Raw genomic sequence first — 1,285 nt, 5'->3', positions numbered from 1 at the left:
TGGGCTTGATCCGCTTTGACGGACATCAGTGATCAGGGGCTTCGGTCCCGGAAGGATGATGTCCATCATGGAGAGCATGGGGAAGAAGAAGCCTCGCCCTCGCCGCTCGTTCACGTCGGAGTTCAAAGCCGAGATAGTCGAGCTGTGCCGACGCGGGGACCGCTCGGTCGGTCAGGTTGCCAAGGACTTCGACCTGACCGAGACCGCGGTGCGGGATTGGGTGAAGCAGGCCGAGGTCGACGCGGGCGAACGCGACGGCCTGACCAGCAGCGAACGCGAGGAACTGGCCGCCTTGCGGCGGGAGAACCGCAGGCTGAGGGAGGACGTGGAGATCCTCAAGCGTGCGACGGCTTTCTTCGCGAAGGAGACCCGGTGACGGTGCACCCGTTCATCGAGGCGGAGAAAACCGCAGGTCACAACGTCAAGCGGGCGTGTGAACTGCTCAAGGTCTCCCGAGCCGCCTTCTACGCCCGCCTCACCGACAACCCTGGTCCCCGTGCGGTGCGCGATGCTGAGCTGACCGAGCAGATCACCGCCGTGCACGAGCAGTCTCGGGGCACCTACGGGGCCCCGCGTGTCCACGCGGTCCTCAAACGCCAGGGCGAGGAGTGCGGCCGTCGAAGGGTCGCAAGGCTGATGCGCCAGGCCGGCCTGGCGGGGCGGCATCGCAGGCGACGACACCGCACCACGATCCCCGACCCGCACGCGGCCAGCCGTCCCGACCTGGTCCTCCGCGACTTCCAGCCCGACCCGGAAGCGGTCGACACCCGCTGGTGCGGCGATATCACCTACATCGCCACTGACGAAGGCTGGCTCTACCTGGCCACCGTCATCGACATCGCCTCCCGCCGCATCGTGGGCTGGGCCACTGCCGACCACCTGCGAACCGAGCTGGTCGCGGACGCCCTGCGAGCCGCCTGCCGCACCCGTCGCCCAGCCGGTCCGGTGATCTTCCACTCGGATCGCGGCTGCCAGTACACCAGCCGCGAATTCGCCATCCTGGCCTCGGAGTTCGACATCCGGCTCTCGGTGGGCCGCACCGGGCAGTGCTGGGACAACGCACTGGCCGAGTCCTTCTTCTCCACCTTGAAGAACGAACTGGGTGACACCCGCACATGGCCGAGCCGGGCTGGCGCCCGCACCGAGATATTCGAGTGGATCGAGAGCTGGTACAACTTGCGGAGGCTGCACAGCAGCCTCGGCTACCGCACACCCGCCGACTACGAGGCCGCCCTCGCGGCCTGACCACCACACCGATGGTGTCCGTCAAAGCGGAACAGGCTCA

General features: G+C 67.4%; 1 protein-coding gene and 1 pseudogene. Both read left to right on the top strand.

All coding sequences use genetic code 11. From position 1 onward, the window contains the following. Positions 1–55: 55 nt before the first annotated feature. Positions 56–355, top strand: a pseudogene (locus HYE82_RS36605) (transposase); the annotation flags it as partial. Between the two features lie 17 nt (positions 356–372). Next, positions 373–1,245, top strand: a complete 873-nt coding sequence (locus HYE82_RS36600) for an IS3 family transposase (RefSeq protein ID WP_179178531.1) — start codon at positions 373–375, stop codon at positions 1,243–1,245. Positions 1,246–1,285 lie beyond the last annotated feature (40 nt).

The organism is Streptomyces sp. BR123 (assembly GCF_013401435.1).
GTDB lineage: Bacteria > Actinomycetota > Actinomycetes > Streptomycetales > Streptomycetaceae > Streptomyces.
This window is presented reverse-complemented; position numbering and strand designations above follow the sequence as displayed.